The following is a 23,251-nucleotide window of genomic DNA, read 5'->3' on the forward strand; positions in this document are numbered from 1 at the left end:
AAGCGTGGCCCGGGCAAGGAATGCCGGGGCCACGCTTTTTTGTGTCCGGCGGCCACACTGTTAGGTGCGCGCGCACCACATAGGGGTCTTCATCAGCGGCCGCCGGTGAGGGGGCTACAGCCCTGCCGGAAAGGTGAACGTGGCGGGGACCGGAGTTGGCGCCGCGCCGTGGAACAGGACGACCTCGTCGTGGGCTTTTAGGACCACATCGGCGATCTTCCCGTCGTGCGGAACGCCGTTGACGGCCACGCTCCAGCCGTCCTGGGCGGAGTGTGGCGTTCCGGGCGTGGGGTCGGTGCCGTCCAGGACACCCCATTCGGTGAGGAACTGCCCGAGCGTGTAGGTGGCGCCGGCGGTTGGTGCTTCGATGTGGATGATTCCGGATTTGTCATGGCTGTGCAGCGCGGAGATCCCGTTGGGCTGGCCGGCCGGGGTGAAGCTGAAGCCGATGTCCGCCGGGACGGCGACCGGCTTGCCGTCCACGAGGACGTCCAGGTGCGCATGGAAGTGCTCTGCAGCGCCTTCGGCGTTGAGGACCTGCAGCCCGGCGGCCTTGATCCGGTCAGCGCTCCCCTGTGGCTTCAGTTCCCATCCGGTGGATGCCGCGGCGGAGGCTGCCGGGGAGGACGCGGTGGTCGGAGCTGACGTGCCGGGCGTGGACACGGCGGTGCCGGGGCCGGGGGTGACGGTCGCGGAGCATCCTGCAACTGCCAGGGTGATGCCGGCGAGGGCGGCAGTGACGGCGAGCTGTTTTTTCAACTGAGACTACTTTCAATGAGGAAACGGGTACCCCGGTCAGGTGTGCGGGTACCCCGGGTCCCGGCTTGCAGCCCGGGCAGGCCGCGGTCGCACCCTGACAGGACATCATGGCAACCTGCGAGAAGACCAGCCACAGCTTCGCCCGGCCTGCCGATCTCGTCCTGCAGCGTGTCGGGTTCGCCGCGTCCGTCGGCACGCATGCGGACCAAAAACGCCCGCAAGCACCGGACCGGACAGCCCAACCGGGTGGGCTCCCTGCTGGGCGCCCCGATAGACTCCCAACTATCGCAAGGGAATAGAGGGCAGCGTCGATGGCAGTACTTTTGAAGTTGCTCGTCGCTCTGCTGGTGTGCCGATTTTCGTTTCTACCTTGCGCATCGGCCCCAAGTCTCCCAGAGCGGCTGTTCTAATGATCCGCGCGATCCTCGGCGGGTACGGTCCCTGCCGGCCTCAAGGGGCACTGAGTGGATAACGGGCCGGGCATTCAGGTCGACGCCCAGAAAATCAAGACTGTAAATTCTGACGCGATGTTTTACCAAGGATTTTTGTGCGTGCCCAATTCTGACCGCCAACAGCCCTCGACCCGTGAGATCGACGCCGCCATCGCCAAGATCAGGATGGACCAGCACCCTGACCAGCGCTACCACGCCGTCGAGGTCAACCGAGGCTGTGCCATCTATATCTGGCCGATGGATTCTCCACGCCACGCGGTGGAAGTGGCGGGAATGATCGCAGACGCCATCGCCACGGTCGGCTTCAGCGGGACCATCACGGCTTGCGCCGACAAGATTGGCCCCCGGCCCAGGACTGGACGCACCGGCTTTACAGCGGCCATTTGCGCAGCTGATGCCGCACTCGATCACCGTGAGACTCCTCTGGCTTTTCGCGAGGCCAAGAAGAACCTGGACCGCTGGGCGATCGGCAGCCAGGCGTTCAGGGACATTGTCGATTTATTCGTACGCTGGGCGATAACGAACGCCACCGGCCCGGTTCTCGCCGGCCTTCACTTCACGCTGGCACGCTGCGAGGCTCACCAAGTGGCAGCCGTAATCAAACGGTGCTGTGAAGACGTGGGTTGGGCCGAACTTATATTCCCCACACAGGACGGCGACCGATATGTGATCTTCTCCGGAGAAGGCTGGATTCTTCCGTCCATAGAGATTAAGGCTTCAGAAGCAGCCGCGTGGGCATCGTTGACCAGCCTGCTCACCGTCATCGCGCCGCACATCGACTATGCGGCTATCACCAGGGGTTGGTTTGGGATCCCCACTCCGCGCAGTGTAATGATTCAGCACGGGGTTCCCGGGCCGGAAGACGTCGATCTTTCCGCTCACCACCACTTAATGAAAACGTCTGTGCCCGGAATTTTCGGGTCACAGGTACTTGGCCCAAGTCACCCCGATCTCAAGCCTTCTGGATTCTGGAATGTGACCGCCTTGGGCGCCGGCCGGCGGATGTTCACAGCGCCCAATGCCAGTGACTGGTGGACGACCCCGATGCTCCACCCCGAACAGGGTTTCGATCATCTCCGAGAAGCCAACAGGCAGATTTTAGGCACGTGGATATGAGCCTTAGCGCTGCCGTCCGGCAGACCAGTAGTCGTCGTCAAAGCTATAACGGTAGAAGAGGTCCCGAGCCGTCCTCGTTACGGAACTGGCGCGCCGACGTTTAGGGCAGTCGTATCAGGTCCGCTGCGGGTCGGATCGCTGGGGGTCGTCCAACGAGTGTTACTCCAACAGTGGCACTTCCGTTGCAAGCGCAAAACGAAACCCCGCCTTCACCTGGCCTATCGGCCAGTAAAGACGGGGTTTCCCCTGTGCACCCCCCGGGACTTGAACCCGGAACCCATTGATTAAGAGTCAATTGCTCTGCCAATTGAGCTAGAGGTGCATCTTCTTTGCTTCAACCTTTCGGGCTTTTTCTTTCCCGTTGATCTCCGCAACGACATGAAACTCTACACGAACTTCCGGTGCAAGTGAAATCGGCGCCCACGAAGGAGATGCCGTCACCGCTGCAGCCCCAAAACCAGCGCGAAATCAGGGTTTTCGTTGTTCGTCATCAGCCACAACCCGCCGTTCGGGTCGCGAATCACGTCCCTGATCCGTCCGTACATTCCTGTGAAATAGGCCACAGGACTTCCTGCCTCGGTGCCGTGGAGGGTGACGGCCCGCAGTTGCTCCCCGCGAAGCGCACCCAGGTACGCGGTGCCGCCGGCTATTTCCAGGCCGCTGGGCGATGATTCACCGGTGGCCGGCCGTACGGCCTTTGCATCCTGGAATTCCGGCCGGTGGGGTGCGCCCGTCACTTCGGGCCAGCCGTAGTTGGCGCCGGAAGAATCAGGTTGAGCTCGTCATTGATGTCGGGACCAAATTCACTGGCCCACAGCCTGCCCTCGCCGTCCCAGGCCAACCCCTGGACGTTCCGGTGTCCCAGGCTGTAGACGGCATTGCCGAACGGGTTCCCTGGCGCCGGACTGCCGTCCGGGGCGAGCCGGAGGATCTTGCCGCCCAGGACGACCGGATCCTGGGGCTGTTCCCGGCGCTGGGCGTCGCCGGTGCCAACATAGAGGAAGCTGTCCGGGCCGAACCGGATCCTCCCGCCATTGTGCGTCGTTGCTTTCGGTATGCCGGCAAAGACGGTTTGCGGTGGACCGGGGAGAGTGCGCCGTCGGCGTCCCTTTTGGAGCGTCAGCCGGACCACCCGGTTGTCCTCCGGCCCCGTCACGTACGCGTACATGTAGTGGTCAACGTCAAAATGCGGAGACAGCGCCAGGCCCAGCAGGCCGCCTTCGCCGCCGGGCACCACTCCCGGGACCTTGCCCACGGTGGTGGCCTGTCCGTCGCGGACCGCCTTCAACAACGCCGTTCCACGCTCGGAGATGATGGCCGTGCCGTCCTGAAGGAAGATGGCCGCCCAGGGGACGGCCAGCTTCAGTTCCAGCTTTTCCTGCACCTCGGGTACGGAGACGGGCGGATTGGCCGTGGTGCCGGCCCCGCTGCCAGGCGTTGGGGCGGGCGAGCCGGTTCACGCTGCCAGCAGGAAGAGCAGGCATGCCGCCCAGCTGGGGCGTGGTGCCGTGCGGCGGACCGTCTTTGGGCTAGAGCCGCTTGCGGCGCGGAGCGCGGAAACCTGCAGCCTCGGCGTGCGCGGCAGACTCAAACCAGACGTCCGCCCGGATTTGCTCATGGTCGGGATGTCCTTCTTCGTAGTAGACCATCGCGGCGGCGTCTCCCTTGACGCTGTAGTCCGCCGGACCGCTTCCGTCGGCGGCCGGCGATGCCGAGCCTGCCCCGTACGGTTCCTCTGCCGCAAGGTGCCCGGCTGGTTCTCCCGCCGCTTCGCTGTGCCCCGGGGCGACGTCGTGGTGGCCTGATGCTTCCTCCGCCGGGGCCGAGGCCTCCGCATGGTCCGTCGTTTCGGCCGCTGCTGTCTCTTCCCCGGCGGCCGTCTCGGCGCCGGGCAGCGTCGGGGCGTGGGGTGCGGTGTATTCGTCATGATGGACGACAGACTGGACAGTCTGGGCAGGTGCGGGGGAGCTGTGCGCCCGGGATTCCTGCCGCCCGGCGCCGTCGTCCGCCGCGTCGGCCCCGGCCCCTGCGGCGGGCGGGGCTGCCTGTGACGCTGCGGCCGTTGCCGCTGCATCATTGGTGGCTGGCGGTGCGGGCCGTGACCCGGACGGCCCGGCCTCCGACCACTGGGTTTCCCACTCGGCTTCATCCTGCAGCCTGCGCTCCTCTTCCCGGCCGACGGCGCCGGGAGAAGCCGTGCCGTCATTGGCGCCGGAAGGGCCCTGGACCGGGTTGTCGGTGGCCTCGGCAGCCGCGGGTGTCGCCGTCCGTGGCGTCGCCGACGAATCCGCCGGTTCCTCAGCCGTTGGCGGGGCTTCCGGTTCGGCGGCGCGGCCGAAGCCCGCTGCCGTGGGTATCCCGGTGGTCGCGGCAGCCTCGGCCGAAGCCGCGGCGCTGCCTCCCTCCAGGGCGCCGTCCGACCTGATGGCGGAGGCGCCAGGAGCACTGGCCGACTTGTTGCGGTTCAGCAGCCACCAAACGACTGCCGCGACAACAACGATGAGAATGATCCAGAAAAGAATGTCCATGGCAGGCCTTTCGATCCGGGCGGCGGGGGTGTCCTGTCCCCGACGCTACGTCGGGCAGGCACTGCTGTCCAGAGAAGCCGCAGGCCGCAGGCAGGCGTCCTACCCGGTCGCAAGGTTGGCCGGCCGGAGCCTCGAACACCCGCGACGTCTCATTATGTGAGACACAAGTCCACTATTTGGCCAATTTTTGCCGTCATTTCACCAGGAAGCTGATTTGACGGTCGTCCGGGCGCGGTGCGCGCCCTAGACTTTCCCCTATGAGTGACGCCCAGACCGCAACCGAGAACACGCCTGATATCAAGCCCCGCAGCCGCGTCGTCACCGATGGGATCCATGCGGCGCCCGCGCGCGGCATGTTCCGGGCTGTCGGCATGGGCGATGACGACTTCGCCAAGCCCCAGATTGGCGTGGCGAGCTCGTGGAACGAGATCACTCCCTGCAACCTGTCCCTGAACCGCCTCGCGCAGGGCGCCAAGGAAGGCGTCCACGCAGGCGGCGGATTCCCCATGCAGTTCGGCACCATTTCGGTTTCGGACGGCATTTCAATGGGCCACGAGGGAATGCACTTCTCCCTGGTCTCCCGCGAAGTCATCGCCGACTCCGTGGAGACCGTCATGCAGGCGGAGCGGATCGACGGTTCGGTCCTGCTGGCCGGCTGCGACAAGTCCCTGCCCGGCATGCTCATGGCGGCCGCCCGCCTGGACCTGGCCAGCGTATTCCTTTACGCCGGTTCCATCATGCCCGGCTGGGTGAAGCTTGAGGACGGCTCCGAAAAGGAAGTCACCCTCATCGACGCCTTCGAAGCGGTGGGTGCCTGCGCCGCGGGCAAGATGAGCATGGAAGACCTCACCCGGATCGAAAAGGCCATCTGCCCCGGCGAAGGCGCCTGCGGCGGCATGTACACGGCCAACACCATGGCCTGCATCGGCGAGGCCCTGGGCATGTCCCTCCCCGGCTCGGCCGCCCCGCCGTCGGCAGACCGCCGTCGTGATGAATTTGCCCGCAAGTCCGGCGAAGCCGTGGTCAACCTGCTGCGCCTGGGCATCACCGCCCGCGACATCATGACCAAGAAAGCCTTCGAAAACGCCATCGCCGTCACCATGGCGTTCGGCGGCTCCACCAACGCCGTCCTTCACCTGCTGGCCATCGCACGCGAAGCCGAGGTGGAGCTGACCCTCGACGACTTCAACCGAATCGGCGACAGGATCCCGCACCTGGGCGACCTCAAGCCATTTGGCCGCTACGTGATGACCGACGTCGACCGGATCGGCGGCGTGCCCGTCATCATGAAGGCCCTGCTCGACGCCGGCCTGCTGCACGGCGACTGCCTCACCGTTACCGGCAAGACCGTCGCCGAAAACCTGGACGCCATCAACCCGCCGGACGTTGACGGCAAGATCCTGCGCGCACTGGACAACCCGATCCATAAAACCGGCGGCATCACCATCCTGCACGGCTCAATGGCTCCGGAAGGTGCCGTCGTCAAGAGCGCCGGCTTCGACGCCGACGTCTTCGAGGGCTCAGCCCGGGTCTTCGAGCGCGAGAAGGGAGCGCTGGATGCACTCGACAACGGCGAGATTAAGGCCGGCGACGTGGTGGTCATCCGGTACGAAGGTCCCAAGGGCGGCCCCGGCATGCGGGAAATGCTGGCGATCACCGGCGCCATCAAGGGTGCCGGCCTCGGCAAGGACGTCCTGCTGCTGACGGACGGCCGCTTCTCCGGCGGGACCACCGGCTTGTGCATCGGCCACGTTGCGCCGGAAGCGGTCGACGGCGGCCCGATCGCCTTCGTCAAGGACGGCGACCGGATCAGGGTGGACATCGCCGCGCGCACGTTTGACCTGCTGGTGGACGACGCGGAACTTGAGGCCCGCAAAGTGGGCTGGGAGCCGCTTCCGGCCCGCTACACCAAGGGAGTGCTCGCCAAATACGCCAAGCTGGTACACAGTGCCAGCCAGGGTGCCTACACCGGCTGACGTTCGGTTTCGGCTGGTCCTTCCGCGATAGGATCAAAGAGTGGACAGTGTTGTCCACATGGTGAGATAGGGTTGTTGCTCGTTGACACCCATCACACCAGAGGGAAAACTGAACGCATGACTTTCGTTACCGGCATCGTCGTCGTCCTTACCAAGCGCGTGGCACATTAGCCCTGGTAACGAACCGTCACGCGCGAACCCCTCACAGAGCCACCAGGCTGAGGGGTTTTTTTATTTCCCGCCTTTCCAGTCACATTCCAACACCAGAGAAGATCCACAAGGAAGAGTCCGATGAGCAAAGGATCGCCCATCAGCCCCTCGCTGATGGCCACCAAGTCAGCTGGAGCCGCCAAGGCTCCGGAACGCGCCGACCGGACGGCTGACCATGCCGCCGTCGTCGCCGACCTTGCCGCCGTCTCTCCTGTCCTTGGGCCGAACAACGTCGTACCCCCGACGGTGATGACCGGCTCGCAAGCAATCGTCCGTTCGCTCGAAGAACTCGGCGTCGACGACATTTTCGGTTTGCCTGGTGGCGCGATCCTGCCCACCTACGACCCCTTGATGGCCTCCACCATGAACCACGTGCTGGTCCGTCACGAACAGGGAGCCGGCCATGCCGCGCAAGGCTACGCCATGGTTACCGGGCGGGTTGGCGTCTGCATCGCCACCTCGGGTCCCGGTGCCACCAACCTCGTTACCGCCATCATGGATGCCCACATGGACTCCGTGCCCCTGGTGGCCATCACCGGCCAGGTCGCCAGCGGCGTCATTGGTACCGATGCGTTCCAGGAAGCCGACATCGTGGGCATCACCATGCCGATCACCAAGCACTCGTTCCTGGTGACCGACCCGAACGACATCCCCCACGTCATGGCAGAGGCCTTCCACCTGGCCTCCACCGGCCGTCCCGGCCCCGTGCTGGTGGACGTTGCCAAGGATGCCCAGGTGGGACAGATGACGTTCTCCTGGCCGCCAAGGATCGACCTGCCCGGGTACCGGCCGGTCACCCGCGGCCACAACAAGCAGGTGCGCGAGGCGGCGAAACTCATCGCCGCCGCTTCCAAGCCGGTCCTGTACGTCGGTGGCGGCGTGGTGAAGGCGCACGCCTCCGCGGAACTGCGCGCCCTCGCCGAGGCCACGGGTGCGCCCGTGGTGACCACCCTGATGGCAAAGGGCGCCTTCCCGGATTCCCACCCGCAGCACGTGGGCATGCCGGGCATGCACGGCAGCGTTTCCGCCGTCACGGCCCTTCAGCAGTCGGACCTCCTGATCACGCTCGGCGCCCGTTTCGATGACCGCGTGACCGGCGTGCTGCGCACCTTCGCACCGCATGCCAAGGTCATCCACGCTGACATCGACCCCGCAGAGATCTCCAAGAACCGCACCGCCGATGTGCCCATCGTGGGCTCGGTCAAGGAGATCATTCCGGAACTGACAGAGGCCGTCCGCAGCCAGTTCGATGCTTCCGGCACGCCGGACTTGACCACCTGGTGGGCCTTCCTGAACAACCTCAAGGAAACCTACCCGCTGGGCTGGACGGAACCGGACGACGGCCTGATCGCCCCGCAGAAGGTCATCGAACGGATCGGTGCGCTGACCGGCCCCGAAGGCGTGTACGTCGCGGGCGTTGGCCAGCACCAGATGTGGGCTGCCCAGTTCATCAAGTACGAGCGCCCGCACGCCTGGCTGAACTCCGGCGGCGCCGGCACCATGGGCTACGCCGTTCCCGCGGCCATGGGCGCCAAGGTGGGCGAGCCTGACCGGGTGGTCTGGGCCATCGACGGCGACGGCTGCTTCCAGATGACCAACCAGGAGCTGGCCACCTGCGCCATTAACAAGATCCCCATCAAGGTTGCCGTCATCAACAACTCCTCGCTGGGCATGGTGCGGCAGTGGCAGACCCTCTTCTACGAGGGCCGCTACTCCAACACCGACCTCAACACCGGCCACGACACCGTGCGCATCCCGGACTTCGTCAAGCTGGGCGAGGCCTACGGCTGCGCCTCGTTCCGCTGCGAACGCGAAGAGGACATCGACGCCACCATCCAGAAGGCACTCGAAATCAATGACCGCCCCGTGGTCATCGACTTCGTGGTGAGCCCCAACTCCATGGTGTGGCCGATGGTGCCCTCCGGAGTGAGCAATGACCAGATCCAGGTTGCCCGAAACATGACCCCGGAATGGGAAGAGGAAGACTGAGCATGAGCCGCCACACACTTTCCGTCCTGGTCGAGGACAAGCCAGGCGTCCTGACCCGCGTGGCGAGCCTGTTCGCCCGCCGCGCCTTCAACATCAACTCCTTGGCCGTCGGCCCCACGGAAGTGCCGGGCGTGTCCCGCATGACCGTGGTGGTCGACGCCGACGGCGACCTCATCGAGCAGGTCACCAAACAGCTCAACAAGCTGGTCAACGTGATCAAGATAGTTGAGCTGACACCAGAAACTTCCGTACAGCGCGACCACATCCTGGTCAAGGTACGGGCGGATGCCGCAACACGCCTGCAGGTAACCCAGGCCGCAGACCTGTTCCGCGCCTCAGTGGTGGACGTGTCCACCGACTCGGTCGTCATTGAGGCCACCGGCCATCCGGAAAAGCTCACAGCCCTGCTTTCAGTGCTGGAGCCCTTCGGCATCCGCGAAATCGTGCAGTCCGGCACCCTGGCCGTTGGACGGGGATCCCGCTCCATGAGTGACCGGGCCCTCCGTTCCGCCTAGGCACCAGCCCGGGCGGGACTTGGCGCCCGCAACCGCAGCACCGCAAGACCACTATCTACAACCACTCAAGAGGAGTTACGCAAGTGACTGAAATGTTCTACGACGACGACGCCGACCTTTCCATCATCCAGGGCCGCAAGGTTGCCATTGTCGGCTACGGCTCGCAGGGCCACGCCCACGCGCTGAACCTGCGCGATTCCGGCGTCGAGGTCGTTATCGCCCTGAAGGAAGGCTCCAAGTCGACCGCCAAGGCCGAGGACGCCGGCTTCACGGTCAAGAACGTTGCCGACGCCGCCGAATGGGCCGACGTCATCATGATCCTCGCGCCGGACCAGCACCAGCGCGCGATCTACAACGACTCCATCAAGGACAAGCTGACCCCGGGCAAGGCCCTCGCCTTCGCCCACGGCTTCAACATCCGCTTCGGCTACATCAAGGCCCCCGAGGGCGTTGACGTCATCCTGATCGCCCCGAAGGCGCCGGGCCACACCGTCCGCCGCGAGTTCGAAGCCGGCCGCGGCATCCCGGACATCATCGCCGTCGAGCAGGACGCCTCCGGTTCCGCCTGGGAGCTGGCGAAGTCCTACGCCAAGGCCATCGGCGGCACCCGCGCCGGCGTCATCAAGACCACCTTCACCGAGGAAACCGAAACCGACCTCTTCGGCGAGCAGTCCGTGCTCTGCGGCGGCGTGTCCCAGCTGATCCAGTACGGTTTCGAAACCCTCACCGAAGCCGGCTACCAGCCGCAGATCGCCTACTTCGAGGTGCTGCACGAGCTCAAGCTCATCGTTGACCTCATGTGGGAAGGCGGCATCGCAAAGCAGCGTTGGAGCGTTTCCGACACCGCCGAGTACGGCGACTACGTCTCCGGCCCGCGCGTCATCACCCCGGAGGTGAAGGAAAACATGAAGGCCGTCCTGGCCGACATCCAGTCCGGTGCCTTTGCCAAGCGCTTCATCGAGGACCAGGACAACGGCGGCGTCGAGTTCAAGGAACTGCGCGCCAAGGCTGAACAGCACCCCATCGAGGCCGTGGGCCGCGAGCTGCGTTCCCTGTTCTCCTGGCAGCAGCAGGACGTGGACTACGTGGAAGGCTCCGCAGCCCGCTAAGGCTGCCAGCCCAACCACGCAGACCGCAGCGGTGAGGCCGGGTTCACACTTAACAATGTGAGCCCGGCCTTTCCGTCGGCCTAGACTTGTTTCCATCCCCAGGACTGCAACGCAGAGGATCAGCCGTGTCAAAACCCGTAGTACTGCTCGCCGAAGAACTTTCCCCGCCACCGTCGAGGCCCTCGGCCCGGACTTTGAAATCCGCCAGACTGACGGCGCAGACCGTTCCCAGCTGCTCTCGGCAATCAGTGACGTAGACGCCATCCTGGTCCGCTCCGCCACCCAGGTGGACGCCGAAGCCATCGCCGCCGCCAAGAACCTGAAGGTTATCGCCCGTGCCGGCGTGGGCCTGGACAACGTGGACATCAAGGCGGCCACGCAGGCCGGCGTCATGGTGGTCAACGCCCCCACGTCCAACATCGTCTCTGCCGCCGAGCTGACCGTGGGCCACATCCTCAGCCTGGCCCGCCACATCCCGCAGGCCAGCGCCGCCCTCAAGGATGGCGAGTGGAAGCGCTCCAAGTACACCGGCATCGAGCTGTTCGAGAAAAAGATCGGCATCATCGGACTCGGCCGGATCGGCGCCCTCGTGGCAGCCCGCCTTAAGGGCTTCGACACCAAGATCCTTGCCTACGACCCCTACATCACGTCCGCCCGCGCGGCGCAGCTGGGGGTGCAGCTGGTCACCCTGGATGAGCTCCTGGCCCAGTCCGACTTCATCACCATCCACATGCCCAAGACGCCGGAGACCGTGGGCATGCTCGGCGCTGACGCCTTCAAGAAGATGAAGAGCACCGCCTACGTGGTGAACGTCGCCCGCGGTGGCCTCGTGGACGAGGAAGCCCTCTTCACGGCCCTGCAGGACGGCGAGATCGCCGGAGCCGGCGTCGACGTCTTCGCCAAGGAACCCAGCACCGACCTGCCGTTCTTCAAGCTCGACAACGTGGTGGTTACCCCGCACCTGGGTGCCTCGACCGATGAAGCCCAGGAAAAGGCCGGCGTCTCCGTGGCCAAGTCCGTCCGCCTGGCCCTGGCCGGCGAACTGGTGCCGGACGCCGTCAACGTGGCCGGCGGCGTCATCGCCCCCGACGTCCGCCCGGGCATCCCGCTGATCGAGAAGCTGGGCCGCATCTTCACTGCCCTGACCCACGCTTCCCTGACCCAGTTCGACGTCGAAGTTGCCGGCGAAATCTCCTCCCTCGACGTCAAGGTCCTGGAGCTGGCTGCGCTGAAGGGCATCTTCGCCGACATCGTGACCGAACAGGTGTCCTATGTCAATGCACCCGTCATCGCCGAGCAGCGCGGCATCAACGTCCGCCTGATCACCACCCCCGACACCGAGTCTTACCGCAACGTCCTGACGCTCCGCGGCGCCCTGAGCGACGGCAGCCAGATCTCCGTGGCCGGGACCCTGACCGGCCCCAAGCAGGTGGAGAAGCTGGTGGGCATCAACGGCTTCGAAGTCGAAATCCCCATCAGCGAGCACCTGGTGGTGGTGGCCTACACCGACCGCCCCGGCGTCATCGGCACCATCGGCCACATCCTCGGCATGAACAACATCAACATCGCCGGCATGCAGGTGGCCCGCTCCGACGAAGGCGGCCAGGTCCTGGCCCTGCTGACCATCGACAGCTCCGTGCCCCAGCAGGTGCTGGACGCCATCAAGGCCGGCATCGGCGCTGAAATGGTCCGGGAAGTGGACCTGGAAGACTAACGCGACACACCGGCCGAAACGCCGAAGCCGCTCCTCCGCGCAGGCACGCCCGGGCGGAGCCACGTATGATTGGCCGGTCTGCTTAAAGTGGCTTGGTCCTGGTTCAGGACCATAGCCGGCAGGCCGGCCAATACCTTTTGCACATCCGTCCGCCATCGCCCACGTCTGCCCGGCGGTTGGAAGTGCGCGCACGCAATCCAGGTTTCAGGGAGTTCCATGAACGCCGTCCAGAGGTTCATCAGAAGCAGGGTGCTGCTGTTGACCGCGGCCATCTTGATCGCAGCAATGTGCTTGTCGGTCGTCGTCCAGAGCCAGTCACAGGCCGCGCTCAACCGGACAATCGACGAAAATTCGAGGGGGCTCTACGACATCCTGGTCCAGGCCAAGGCGCCCTCCGGAGCACTCCTGCAGCCCGAGATCGCCAATGGCGCCGGCGGCATTGGGTTCGACCAGCTGGACTCCATCCGGAAACTCTCCGGCACGTCCGTGGCCGCACCCATCAGCCTGGTCTCACGGGTAACGCAGAACCTTGAGACGCCCCGGCTCGACGCCATGGACTACCTCGGCTACAACGCCGGGCTCGCCGGCACCGCCACCGCCGACCAGGCCGCAGGGGCCACCGCCCCGAACCAGTGGCCGGCAGCCGAATCCGTCCTCAGCGACACTGCAAAGAAGTACCGGCTGACTGCCAGCGCCGTGAGCTCCGACGGAAACTCCGAGCAGACCCTCTTCAAGACCACCGCCGAAGGCACCCTGGGCAAGGCGCGGCTCGTCGAAGAGAAGGCCCAGGGCGGCAGCAGCATCCGCATCGCGGCACCGGCGGGGGAGACCGGGATAAAATTCCCCAACCCTGCCGGCGGGTCCGAGCACAACCTCTTCAACCTCTCCGTGGCGCTGCCGCTCGCCCCCGAGGTCACCGAATCCGTCGTGGCAGTGGACCCGGCGGCCGAGCGCGCCCTCCTGGGCTCCGCAGGCGACTTCCTGGCCCCGCTGGAAAAGGCTCCCCCGCCGACGCCCGTGACGCCGGCGCCGTGGGACGGTACCTGGAAGGCCTCTTCACCAACGGCATCAGCATGGACCAGCTCAAGGAAGGACCCGACTTCCTCGGCGTCAAGCTCAAGTACTGGGCACCCCTGATGACCCAGTACCAGCAGGCCAAGCGCACCGGCCAGCTCAGCGGCGGCTCACAGGCCGTGCCGCTGATCGTCCGGTCGGGCACGTCGCTGGACCTGAAGTACAACGTCAAGATCGAGGAAATCGACGACGCCGGCAAGGTGGTCAAGGACGTCGGCACGGTGTCCAAGTCGCTGGGCAAGGATTACCTGCCGTTCGTGTCCAAGGACCCCTTCGTGCTCTCCTGGCCCGGCTCCACCGACCACTCGTCCCTGCTGGGGAACAACGGCAACTTCAACCAGGGCCTCTACACCCCCGCCAAGTGGAGCACCAACTTTGCCGGCGCCCCCAAGTACACCGACGGCGACACCGCCGCCAACGGTGCCGTGGACAAGACCGCAGTTCCCGGTGACTGGGTAACGGTGAACCGGCTGCCGGACAAGGCCGCCAGCGGCGCCCCCGTGGACCAGACCCAGCGCGACCCGGTAGACGAGCGCTCGTACCGGGAGAACCTGTCCACCGGCCAGCAGCAGCCGGCCCAGCCGCTGCCCATGGTCTATGGCACGTTCGACCCCGCTGCCGTTGCCGCCGCCTCGGGTGACGTCAACAAGCTTCCGCTGGGCGGCTACGACCCCACGCCGTTCACCCTGGTCAAGGACGCCGCAGGCAAGGATGTCCCCGCCGCGGAACTGAAGCCTTCCCTCAGCGCCACCGGACTGGCGAGCCAGTCCGCCGGTGCGATCACCGACTACTACGGCCTGGCGGCTGCCCGCGGCTACAAGCAGAACGCCGCGGTCATCGACGCCGTCCGCGTCCGGGCCAAGGCTCCGGGCAGCTGGAAGGAAGCCCAGCCCGAGGTGGAGAAGCTTGCCGCCGAAATCCGGGACATGGGCCTGGACGCCACCATCGTGGCCGGTTCCGCCCGCGAGGACACCAGCATCGCCGTCCCCGGCTACTCCAAGGACGGGGCGGGCAAGGAATCCGCGCTGGGCACGGTCCAGCAGTCCTGGGTCCGGCAGAACGCCGCCGACGCCGTGGCAGGATCCCTGTCCGGAACAAACGTCACCCTGCTGTTCCTTACCCTCTGCGGCGCGGCCCTGCTGACCGGCGCGTCAACCGTCAGCTACATCCGGAAACGCCGGAGCGAGGCCGGGACACTGCGGGCGATGGGCTGGACCCAACGGCGGATCCGCACCTGGGTCCTTGAGGAGTTCGGCGTCGGCGCCGTCCTCCTTGCTGCCGCGGGGATCCTGCTGAGCCTGCTGAGCTGGAGCCTGCCGACCGCCCTGGTGTGCGCCGCCGTCGTGGTCCTCTACTGCGGCGCGGCACTGTTCGCCGCGCAACAACTCCGCCACCGTGACGTGATCGACCAGGAACCGCAGCATGACGAGCGGCTCATCCCCGTCGATTCGCCGTTGACCTTCGCCAACCGGCAGCTGGGCACCAACAAGTTCAACACCCTGTCCCTGGCCGTGGCGGTAGGTGTCTTCGGCGCCGCCGTCGGCGGCCTGATCGCCCTGCTGATCGACATTCCGCGGGCCGCAGGTGCCAGCGCCCTGAGCGGACTTGCAGCGGCCAGCGTGACGCTGCCCAGCATCCTGCTGGCAGTGGCCGGCGTGGCCGTGGGGCTGGTGCTCACCCTGGTGACCGGACGCTTCGAGCTCAACTCCAAGCGCCAATACCTGGGCATCCTCCAGGCCATGGGCTGGAACCCGGACATGCTTCGCCAGGTGCGTTTGTTCGAGAACGCGCTGGTGGGAACCGTGGCCTTGCCGCTGGGCGTGCTGGGCGCCCTGGGCATCGGCCTGCTGCTGGCACCCTACGCGGCCATCTGGGCCGCCGTGGCCGGGCTGGTGGCCGTACTTTGCTGGATACCGATTGCAACGAAAGTGGTCCAATGACAAACCCGACGAATGTCCAGCGCAGCCGCCGGAGCGGCTCCACTGAGGTCCCCCTGCAGACCCGGGCCAACACCATCGTCAAGTCTGCCGATCACGCCACCCCGCTGGAGATGCGCGACATCACCATCCGTTACGGTGGCGGAAAGGGCGGCGCCGAGGCGGTCAGCGTGGTGGAGGGCTTCGACCTGACCCTGCACGCGGGGGAGATGCACTGCGTCGCCGGCCGAAGCGGTTCGGGCAAGACCAGCATCCTGACCGTTGGCGCGGGGCTGACCCTGCCGACGTCGGGCCGCGTCTTCTGGGAAGGCGACTCGCTCGAAAGCATGGGCGACGACGAAATCGCCGACCGACGCCGTGCGCTCATCGGCTACGTGGACCAGGGCGGTGCACTGATCGACGGCATGAGCGCGCTGGAGAACGTCCTGCTGCCGGCCGTCCCCGACGGAGAGGTCGAACAGCGGCGCGACATGGCCAAGGACCTGCTGGACCTGGTGGGACTTGGCCGCCGCATGCGCCACCGCCCGGCCCAGCTCTCCGGTGGTGAACGCCAGCGCGTGGCCATCGCCAGGGCCCTGATCCTGGGCACCCGCGTCCTGGTGGTGGACGAACCCACCGCCAGCCTGGACCGCGCCTCCGCCAACCGCATCATCAGCATCCTGAAGGACACCACCTCCGACGGCATCGCCGTCCTGGTGGCTTCGCACGACCACGAACTGGTCCGGCTCAGCGATACCCTGACAGAACTGATCTAGCCCACCCACTCACGCACCGAAGGTAACGTCCGACCGTGACTGCTTCAGAGAAAACGCCGTTCTACATCACCACGGCCATCACCTACCCCAACGGCGTGCCGCACATCGGCCACGCCTACGAGTACATAGCCACCGACGCCATGGCGCGCTTCAAGCGGCTGGACGGCTACGACGTGATGTTCCTGACCGGCACGGACGAGCACGGCATGAAGATCGCCCAGGCCGCGGAGAAGGAAGGCATTACGCCCAAGGAACTGGTGACCCGGAACGCCGAGATCTACAAGGCGGCACACGCTGCCTTGGGCGTCAGCTACGACCGGTTTATCCGGACCACGGACGAGGACCACTACGCCGCATCCCAGGCCATCTGGAAGAAGATGGAAGCCAACGGCGACATCTACCTCTCCAAGTACGAAGGCTGGTACTCCGTCCGGGACGAGGCCTTCTACGGCGAAGATGACACGGTGGTGAAGGACGACGGCGTGCGCTACTCGAAAGAGACGGACACCGAGGTGACGTGGACGGCGGAGGAGAGCTACTTCTTCCGGCTGTCCGCCTACCAGGACAAACTGCTGGCGCTCTACGAGGCGCACCCCGAATTTGGCGCCCCGCAGTACCGGTTCAACGAGGTCATCAGCTTCGTCAAGCGCGGCCTGGAGGACCTCTCCATCAGCCGGACCACGTTCGACTGGGGTGTCCCCGTCCCCGGCAACGACAAGCACGTCATGTACGTGTGGGTGGATGCGCTGACCAACTACCTCACCGGCGTGGGCTACCCGGATGTCGAGTCCGAAAAGTTCCGGAAGTACTGGCCCGCCGACGTGCACGTCATCGGCAAGGACATTTCACGCTTCCACGCGATCTACTGGCCGGCGTTCCTGATGAGCGCCGGGCTGGAACTGCCCAAGCGCGTCATGATCCACGGCTTCCTGAACAACAACGGGGTCAAGATGTCCAAGTCACTGGGCAACGTGGTGGCTCCCGCCGACTTCGTGGCCCGCTACGGCCTGGACCAGGTGCGCTTCTTCTTCCTGCGCGAAGTCCCGTTCGGGGCCGACGGCAGCTACAACCATGAGGCCATCGTGGGCCGGATGAACTCGGACCTGGCGAACAACTTCGGCAACCTCGCCCAGCGCTCCCTGTCCATGGTGGCCAAGAACTGCGGCGCCGCCGTACCCGCCCCCGGCGAGCTCACAGCCGCCGACACTGCCATCCTGGCCCAGGCCAACGGCCTGCTCGACGCCGCTCGGGCCGCGTTCGACAAGCAGGAGTTCAGCCGCGCCCTGGAGGCCATCTGGGCCGTGCTGGGGGACACCAACGCCTACTTCGCCGAGCAGGCGCCCTGGGTGCTCCGGAAGACCGACGTCGAGCGCATGAACACGGTGCTGTACGTGACGCTGGAGGTGCTCCGGATAGTGGCGATCCTCGCCCAGCCGGTCATGCCCGGCGCCACCGCGAAGCTCCTGGACGCCCTGGGCCAGCCTGAGGGGGACGCACGCCAGTTCACCGCGATCGCGACCCCGATCGTTCCCGGTACGGCGCTGCCCGCCCCGGTTCCCGTCTTCCCCAAATTCGAGGAACCGGCCGAAGCCTGAGGTTCCGGTGCGGATGAGGGCAGGTGGCGCGGACTTCCGCGCCACCTGCCCTTTCCCATTGCAGGCGCACTGGCCCGCCGTCACGGCTATGCGGTGGCAAGTCCCTCGACGGGTGACAGCCGTGCCGCGCGCCGGGCAGGAATGACCGACGCCAGCAGGCCGGCGACGACGGCCACCCCCAGCACGCCCAGCAACTGCAGCCAGGGGACGGAGGGGGTGACCTCGGCCAGGCTGCCGAGGGCCGACCGCGCGCCCAGCCAGCCGTAGATGCTGCCCAGGGCAGCACCAATCACTGCGGCGACGCCGGCCACCAGGGCTGCCTCGAGGGCCAGCATGCCCCGCAGCTGGCCCTTGGTAATGCCCAGCGCCCGGAGCAGGGAGTTTTCCCTGGTCCGTTCGAGGACGGACAGCGACAGTGTATTGGCCACGCCGATCAGCGCGATCAGCACCGCCACCCCCAACAGGCCCGTGGCCACCAAGAGCAGTACGTCGATGACCTCATTGAAGGTGACCCGCTCGATGGCGGCGCCGCTGACCGCACCCGCGGACACGCCTGCTGCCGCAGCAACAGCGGACTGGATGTCCTTGATCCGGTCCGCGGACAGGTAGCCGCCGGGAGCGTCGGCCAGGCGCAGCCACACGGCACTGGCCGCAGGACCGGTGCCATCTGTCCGCGCACTGTCTGTTGGGGCAACGCCACCGCCCGTCAGGCCCGACTGGCGGGCGGTGTCGGTGGAGACCAGTGCCGGGATGTTGCGGGTCCGCAAGACCACCGCTTCCAGGGAGGCCGGCCCGGCCGGCCCGGTGACCTCAACAGGTCCGGCCGTGGAGCCTTCCGGAAGGTAGATCCTGCCCGGCTCAAGGGTGAGCGCGGTGTCGCGGAGCAGCCGGCCGGCCTCTGCCGCGTCGAGGGCATAGACGGGGCTGCCCATCCCTTCGCCGGCCAAGGTGCCCGCTGCCGGCAGCAAAGCCGCGGTTGCGACGCCGTCCACCCGTGCCACTGCGTCACGCTCGGCGGCTGTCAGGGCATCCCCGGTGATCACCATATCCACGGGGTAGGTGCCGGCGAGGGCGTCATCGAACGCCTGCCGGGCAGTGGCAGCCCCGGTCATCATCAGGGACACCAGCGTGACGCCGATCAAGAGGGCGGCAGCAGTGACGGAGGTCCGGGCCGGGTTGCGGACGGCATTGAGGGCGGCCAGCTTCCCGGGGACGCCGGCAGGAGAGGCCAACCGTCCCGCCAGGCCCACCAGCCGCGGCACGAACAGGGTGGCGCAGAGCAGGACGCCCACGAAGGAGAGCACGCCGCCGGCGAAGGCCACCACCAGCATCACGCCCGCGGCGCCGAGGGCCAGCAACGGAACCCCGAGGGCAAGGGCGGCAAGGCCCAGCACCAGCCGCACGCGGCCCCGCCGGTTCCCGATTCCGGCATCGTCAACCGGCCGCAGGGCAGCAAGCGGAGCCACGGCCGTGGCAGCTTTCGCGGGAACCAGGGCGGCGCCCAGGGTCAGGAGTGTGCCTGCCGCCAGCCCCGCAATGACGGACGACGGCGGGACGGCCATGGTGGCAAAAGCCATGTCCGGCTGCGTCCCGGCCCAGCCGATGAGGGCAGCCATCAGGGCGACGGCGGCGAGCACACCGGCGGCGGAGGAGACCAGGCCCACCACCAGGGCTTCGGCCAGGACCGAGTTGCGCACCTGGTTCCGGCCCGCCCCCAGGCACCTGAGCAGCGCCAGTTCCCTGGTGCGTTGGGCCACCAGCACCGCGAAGGTGTTGGTCACCACCAGTCCGGAGACAATCAGGGCGACCCCGGCGAATGCCAGCAGGATGATCGTCAGTTCATCCTGGCCTCCGGTCATCATCGCCACCTGGGCGGTGACTTGTTCGTCTGCTGTCTTCACCTGCACCCCGGCGCCGGCACCGGTGAGCGCCGCCGCCACGTTCTTGCTGGTTGCGGCGGCGTCGGAGCCCGAAGCCAGGGCCAGCTGGATGCTTCCGTAGCCAGCGGCGCCGGTACCACCTTGAGCGTCCCGGGCGCCGGCGGCCAGGGCACTGACGGCCGGTGTCCCGGCGAGGATCTGCGGGAGGGCAGAGGCGAAGGGGTCGTTGCTGCCGCGCAGGATCCCGGTGACGGTCATGGCCACTGTTGTGGCGGCGTCGGGGGCCTTGAGGGTCAGGGAGTCGCCGACGCGCAGCCCGTAGCGGGCGGCGGTAGCCCCGTCCACGGCGACGCCGTCAGCCCTCTCCGGGAGGGTGCCGTCGGTCACGGTCGCGGTTTCCAAGGCCATCGGCGCCAGGTTCCGGGCTTCCGCCAACACCTCCTGGCCGCCTGCGGTGAACTCGGCGTACGCCTGCATCCGGCCATAGGCCTCGGTCACGCCGGGCACCGCACGGGCTGCTGCCAGCGCGGCATCGTTGAAGGTTCCCGTGTCCGGGGTGGCGATGAGGCCGGCCTTGCTGTAGGCCTCCCCGAGGCTGGCACCCAGCGAAGCACGAGTACTCGCCCCGACCATCAGGGTGGTGGACAGGAACGCCACGGAGAGCATGACTGCCAGGCCGACGGCTATGAAGCGGCGGCTGTGGGACTGGAATTGCGAGAAGGCAACGCGCAGCACGCTCAGCCTCCCAGCTTGCCGAGGGCGGCCAGGACGGACCCGGCGGTGGGCTCGGCGATCTCGCCCACCAGGCCGCCGTCGTTCATCAGGACCACCCGGTCGGCGTAGCTGGCCGCCACCGGATCGTGGGTGACCATGATGATGGTCTGGCCCATTTCCCGGCTGCTGCGGCGCAGCAGTGCGAGGACCTCGCCGCCAGCGGTCGAATCAAGGTTGCCGGTGGGTTCGTCCCCGAACACCACGTCGGGACGGGTCAGCAGGGCCCGGGCTACGGCGACCCGCTGCTGCTGGCCGCCGGAGAGCTCATGCGGCCGGTGCCGGAGCCTGTCCTTGAGGCCGAGCGTGGCCACCACCGTGTCGAACCAGGCCGCGTCCGTGGCTTTGTTCGCCAGCGCCAGCGGCAATGTGATGTTCTGTTCGGCGGTCAGTGTGGGCACCAGGTTGAAGGCCTGGAACACGAATCCGATCCGGTCGCGGCGAAGCGCTGTCAGCTGTTTGTCATTGAGGGCCGTAATGTCTGTTCCGCCAACCAGGATCTGGCCGGAGTCGGCACTGTCGAGTCCAGCGAGGCAGTGCATAAGGGTGGACTTTCCGGAGCCGGAAGGGCCCATTATTGCGGTGAAGCGGCCGGCATCGAACGTGACGCTGACCTCGCGCAGGGCGCTGACGCGGGTGGCGCCGCGGCCGTACGTCTTGGCCAGGGAGAGGGCCTGCACGGCGGGAGCGGATGGGATATTTTGCCTGTTCAAAGCAGTATGGGCATGCGCGGAAGTTGTCATGGTTCCACGCTATGGCCGGGCCCGGCGCCCGGGAATCGGCCGGTGGTCTGGTCCTGCCGGGGCCGGACTCATACCCAGGTCTGACACCACCGTGCCGAGCGTCAGCCTCCGGGAGTGACCACCCCGGTCTCGTAGGCGATCACGACTGCCTGGACCCGGTCGCGTGCCCCAAGCTTGGCCAGGATGTGCCCTACGTGCGTTTTGACGGTTGCTTCGGAGACAAACAGGTCTGCCCCGATCTCAGGGTTGGACCGACCTTGGGCCATGAGGGTGAAGACTTCGCGCTCGCGGGCTGTGAGCCGTTCGACGGCTTCCTGGTCCTCGGGCCGTTCGTTGCCCTGTGCGCGCAGCAGCGGAGCTACATGGTCCAGGAGCCGGCGGGTGGTGGAGGGGGCGATGACGGCGTCCCCGCGGTGCACCGTGCGGATGGCGTCCAGCAGTTCCTCCGGTGGTGCGTCCTTCAGGAGGAAACCGCTGGCCCCGGCTTCGATGGCCGCCAGTGCGTACTCGTCCAGGTCGAAGGTCGTGAGCACGACGATGCGAAGTTCAGCCCTGGCAGACCCGGCCGGGGCGGAAGCGGCGCGTTCGATGAGCCTGCGGGTGGCCTCGATGCCGTCCATTCCCGGCATGCGCACGTCCATCAGGACGACGTCCGCGGCTGCTGCTCCGAGGGCCTGGAGTGCCTCGAGCCCGTTCCCGGCCTCGACCACGACGTCAAGGTCCGGCTGGGAGTTGATCAGCATGCTGAATCCCGAGCGCACCAGTTGCTGGTCATCGACCAGCGCCACGCGGATAGGAGCGGTGCTGTCGCGGTCTAGTGGCAAAGTCATGCTCAAGCCTCGGTGTAGGGAAGGAAGGCCGAAACCTGGAAGCCCCCGCCCGCGGCCGGGCCGGCCGCCAACGAACCATCGTAAAGGCTGATCCGCTCCCGCATGCCCCGCAGCCCGTTACCGCCGCCTTCCCCGGCTCCGACTGCCGGATGGGCAGAAGCGCCCCGGCCGTCGTCGTGCACCTCAAGCTGCAGCCCGCGCGGCTGCCACCGCACCAAGACCCGGGCCCGGGCTTGCGGACCTGCATGCTTGAGGACGTTCGTCAGGGATTCCTGGAGGACCCGGTATGCCGTGAGTTCGGCGCCCGGAGGCAGGGTGCGCCGCGGAGACCCCAACTGTTCGACGTCCAGCGGAAGGCCTGCCGCACGGAACCCCAGGAACAGTTCATCGAGGTCCGCAAGTCCGGGCAACGGGCGGGTGGTGGACTCATCGCCGTGCCGCAGCACACCCAGGAGGCGGCGCATTTCGGCCAGTGACGTCCGTGCCGTGGCGGCAACCGTGGCCAGCGTCTCCGTGGCCACGGCGGGGTCGGCAGCCGCGGCGTACCGCGCACCGTCAGATTGCGTGATGATCACGGACAGGGAATGCGCCACGATGTCATGCATCTCACGGGCAATGTGCGCCCGTTCATCGGCTGCCGCCAGGGAGCGTTCCTGCTGCTGTTCGATTTCGAGCCGGCGGGCACGGTCGGCCAGGGTCTGCATTTGCTGCCGGCGCACGCGCGTCAGGTCTCCGAGGGTCCAGCTGAACAGGACCAGCATCCAGATCAGGACCGTGTAGACAGCGCTGATGGTCAGGCCCAGCACGCCTGTCTCAGCCGTGCTGCTGAGATTGCGGGTGGTCAGCAGCACGCCGCCCAGCAGTCCCAGTGCCAGGACCGTACGGCTGGCCCGGGCAGGACCGTAGGCGGCAACGGCATAGATAATCAGCGGAACAGCCAGCAGCCCGGCCAGCGGCTCCAGCCCGGTTGCCCACAAGACGAGGCACGCCAGTACGGTGGCGCCGGCCGCGTGCACCGGCCTGGTGCGCCGCCACGCCAGCGGCACCACCAGGGCGCAGGACAGCAGGAAGTGCCAGGGACGGTCCGCCATGAGGTAAACGGGACCGCATATCAGCAGGACCGCCAGCATGAGGACCAGGTCAACTCGGAAAGTGTTGACCCGGATCCAGCGATAAACCTTGTGCCGTAATTCCACCCCGGAACTCTATGCTGTCGTGGTGGCGAGTGCCTCATCCCTGGGGCTGATCCTTCTCCGGCCGCCGCGCCCGCCACGCCGCCCGCTGACGACGTGTCCGAA

13 protein-coding genes, 1 tRNA gene and 3 pseudogenes are annotated in these 23,251 nt (G+C 66.8%); 9 read left to right on the forward strand and 8 right to left on the reverse strand.

Features of this window, described 5'->3' with window-relative positions; genetic code table 11:
- Window positions 1-114: 114 nt before the first annotated feature.
- A complete protein-coding gene (locus ACX5I6_RS13000; protein WP_461840740.1) occupies window positions 115-759 on the reverse strand; it encodes a hypothetical protein in 645 nt (214 codons plus the stop codon).
- Window positions 760-1,223: 464 nt separating this feature from the next.
- On the opposite strand from ACX5I6_RS13000, the gene ACX5I6_RS13005 reads away from it, so the two are divergent.
- Window positions 1,224-2,327, forward strand: a complete 1,104-nt coding sequence (locus ACX5I6_RS13005) for a hypothetical protein (RefSeq protein ID WP_461840741.1) — start codon at window positions 1,224-1,226, stop codon at window positions 2,325-2,327.
- Between the two features lie 249 nt (window positions 2,328-2,576).
- Here the strand turns inward: ACX5I6_RS13005 and ACX5I6_RS13010 are convergent.
- The 3 genes and pseudogenes from ACX5I6_RS13010 to ACX5I6_RS13020 all read right to left on the reverse strand — a co-directional run bounded on the left by ACX5I6_RS13010 (window position 2,577) and on the right by ACX5I6_RS13020 (window position 4,855).
- Window positions 2,577-2,649 (reverse strand) — tRNA-Lys (locus tag ACX5I6_RS13010).
- Window positions 2,650-2,764: 115 nt separating this feature from the next.
- A pseudogene (locus ACX5I6_RS13015) lies at window positions 2,765-3,711 on the reverse strand (PQQ-dependent sugar dehydrogenase).
- A gap of 145 nt (window positions 3,712-3,856) precedes the next feature.
- Window positions 3,857-4,855, reverse strand: coding sequence for a sunset domain-containing protein (locus tag ACX5I6_RS13020; protein WP_461840742.1), 999 nt, complete (start codon window positions 4,853-4,855; stop codon window positions 3,857-3,859).
- A 257-nt stretch (window positions 4,856-5,112) separates the two neighbouring features.
- On the opposite strand from ACX5I6_RS13020, the gene ilvD reads away from it, so the two are divergent.
- The 8 genes and pseudogenes from ilvD to metG all read left to right on the forward strand — a co-directional run bounded on the left by ilvD (window position 5,113) and on the right by metG (window position 17,729).
- Complete coding sequence (gene ilvD, locus ACX5I6_RS13025) at window positions 5,113-6,831, forward strand: dihydroxy-acid dehydratase (protein ID WP_285247612.1); 1,719 nt, start codon at window positions 5,113-5,115, stop codon at window positions 6,829-6,831.
- Between the two features lie 291 nt (window positions 6,832-7,122).
- On the forward strand, window positions 7,123-9,030 hold the full coding sequence (locus tag ACX5I6_RS13030; protein ID WP_461840743.1) for an acetolactate synthase large subunit: 1,908 nt from the start codon (window positions 7,123-7,125) through the stop codon (window positions 9,028-9,030).
- 2 nt (window positions 9,031-9,032) lie between these two features.
- The gene (gene ilvN / locus ACX5I6_RS13035; protein WP_018760055.1) at window positions 9,033-9,545 is read left to right on the forward strand and encodes an acetolactate synthase small subunit; all 513 of its coding nucleotides are present in this window, start codon (window positions 9,033-9,035) and stop codon (window positions 9,543-9,545) included.
- A gap of 83 nt (window positions 9,546-9,628) precedes the next feature.
- On the forward strand, window positions 9,629-10,654 hold the full coding sequence (gene ilvC / locus ACX5I6_RS13040; RefSeq protein WP_285247614.1) for a ketol-acid reductoisomerase: 1,026 nt from the start codon (window positions 9,629-9,631) through the stop codon (window positions 10,652-10,654).
- 125 nt (window positions 10,655-10,779) lie between these two features.
- Window positions 10,780-12,368, forward strand: a pseudogene (gene serA, locus ACX5I6_RS13045) (phosphoglycerate dehydrogenase).
- A gap of 216 nt (window positions 12,369-12,584) precedes the next feature.
- Window positions 12,585-15,382 (forward strand): annotated as a pseudogene (locus tag ACX5I6_RS13050) (ABC transporter permease).
- Complete coding sequence (locus tag ACX5I6_RS13055; protein WP_018760051.1) at window positions 15,379-16,134, forward strand: ABC transporter ATP-binding protein; 756 nt, start codon at window positions 15,379-15,381, stop codon at window positions 16,132-16,134. Before ACX5I6_RS13050 ends, ACX5I6_RS13055 begins: the two are co-directional and overlap by 4 nt.
- 35 nt (window positions 16,135-16,169) lie before the next feature.
- On the forward strand, window positions 16,170-17,729 hold the full coding sequence (gene metG, locus ACX5I6_RS13060; protein ID WP_461840744.1) for a methionine--tRNA ligase: 1,560 nt from the start codon (window positions 16,170-16,172) through the stop codon (window positions 17,727-17,729).
- An 86-nt stretch (window positions 17,730-17,815) separates the two neighbouring features.
- Here metG and ACX5I6_RS13065 read toward each other — a convergent pair whose 3' ends face one another.
- The 4 genes from ACX5I6_RS13065 to ACX5I6_RS13080 all read right to left on the reverse strand — a co-directional run bounded on the left by ACX5I6_RS13065 (window position 17,816) and on the right by ACX5I6_RS13080 (window position 23,149).
- A complete protein-coding gene (locus ACX5I6_RS13065; RefSeq protein WP_461840745.1) occupies window positions 17,816-20,344 on the reverse strand; it encodes an FtsX-like permease family protein in 2,529 nt (842 codons plus the stop codon).
- A gap of 2 nt (window positions 20,345-20,346) precedes the next feature.
- Window positions 20,347-21,123 (reverse strand): ABC transporter ATP-binding protein, encoded by a 777-nt coding sequence (locus tag ACX5I6_RS13070; protein WP_026264225.1) that lies wholly within the window; start codon window positions 21,121-21,123, stop codon window positions 20,347-20,349.
- A gap of 101 nt (window positions 21,124-21,224) precedes the next feature.
- Complete coding sequence (locus tag ACX5I6_RS13075; protein WP_285247618.1) at window positions 21,225-21,953, reverse strand: response regulator; 729 nt, start codon at window positions 21,951-21,953, stop codon at window positions 21,225-21,227.
- A gap of 2 nt (window positions 21,954-21,955) precedes the next feature.
- Complete coding sequence (locus ACX5I6_RS13080; protein ID WP_461840746.1) at window positions 21,956-23,149, reverse strand: sensor histidine kinase; 1,194 nt, start codon at window positions 23,147-23,149, stop codon at window positions 21,956-21,958.
- Window positions 23,150-23,251 lie beyond the last annotated feature (102 nt).

The organism is Arthrobacter sp. MMS24-T111 (genome assembly GCF_054888995.1).